This is a genomic window from Mesorhizobium sp. M0830 (assembly GCF_040319965.1).
GTDB lineage: Bacteria > Pseudomonadota > Alphaproteobacteria > Rhizobiales > Rhizobiaceae > Mesorhizobium.
Window position 1 is genome coordinate 1 of sequence record NZ_JAMYOR010000143.1, and the last position, 1,196, is coordinate 1,196.

Here is a 1,196-nt window from a genome sequence, read left to right on the forward strand (position 1 = left end):
GCAGGGCTATCGCATATGAGTAAAGAGCTGGAAGAGGAAGTCTCTGTTCCATCTGGCTCTTCGCATCTTGCTGGCGATGGGTTTGTCGAGAGGATGGGCTTGCAAGATGTTTTGGGCGAGGCGTCTGATGATGGCCAGGTTTTGCGGCCCGTTATCCTTGCGGGTTCGGGCATCGTCCTCATGGAAGACGACATCGAGGCTCCAGTGCAACTGGTTCTCGATGGTCCAATGTGCTCTGACGGTCTCGGCCAGTCTTTTGGGCATGAGCACTTTGGAAAGCGCGACATAGCGGACCGAGGTGGTGGGTTTGCCGCCCGCCACGCTGCGCGAGGCCTCGATGCGGCCGATCGCCTTGAGGCCGGGAAAGGCCGGCGGATCCAGCAGCCGTTTGAGCGGCAGGACCGAGGCTCTTCGTGTTTCGGTGCGGCCATGCGCGCTTTCGCTGGTCTCGAAGAAGGCGATCTCGGCAGCTGCGGCGAAGCTTCGCTCCGCCGCAGCGAACAGCTTGGGACGATTGCCTTTCAGCCCCAGCGCATAATGCGCCTTCTTGCCGATCAGCGCCTTGGCGGTGTCGGGACGGCAGTGCAGCGCATCCGCCGTCACCGTGCAGCCCTTCAAATCCAAGCTCTTCAGAAGATCCAGCGTGGCTGTGACCTCGTCGCCCTCGGGCGCGCGGGCAGCGGCAATCGACAGCCTCGTCTCGGCGTCCCACACGCTCACCATCAAAGGCGGCATAAAGACCCGACCCTTAGTGTAGCCGCGCCGCAGCGATTTGCCGTCGACCGCCACCACGCCGCGCGGCGAAGGCCCGAGCGTTTGTCGCAGCGCTGCCATGAAAGCGGCAAAGCTGCGCGAAAGCTCATCGGCATCAAGAAGTCGAAACACCCGGCTGAACGTGTCGTGGCTCGGGCAACCATGCTCCAGCGCCACGATCTCTCTCAGCTCGTCTTCCCGACCCTCAACAAAATCGGCAATGTCAACACAGCTCTTGGCCCCACACAGGGTCGCAAGCAGAGCCAAGAACAGAAGCTCCGCCAGATCATGACGCGCGTTGATGTCACGCGGATCCCGAATTTCACGCAAAATCGAAAGCAGAAACGGCATTGGGTCTCCTCTTCAAAGAGAAGGCCCCTAAAGAATCAACCTTTCCACTCAACGCAAGACTTACTCTTACTCATATGCGATTCCCCTGCCCT

At 60.3% G+C, this 1,196-nt stretch carries 1 protein-coding gene; it reads right to left on the reverse strand.

Annotated elements, in window-relative coordinates; all coding sequences use genetic code 11:
- Positions 1-6: 6 nt before the first annotated feature.
- Entirely contained in the window at positions 7-1,104 is a 1,098-nt protein-coding gene (locus tag NKI20_RS33570) for an ISAs1 family transposase (protein ID WP_023796700.1), read from the reverse strand.
- Positions 1,105-1,196 lie beyond the last annotated feature (92 nt).

Coding starts and splice junctions, on each gene's coding strand:
- NKI20_RS33570 (WP_023796700.1), bottom strand. CDS start 1,104: ATGCCGTTTCTGCTTTCGATTTTGCGTGAAATTCGGGATCCGCGTGAC.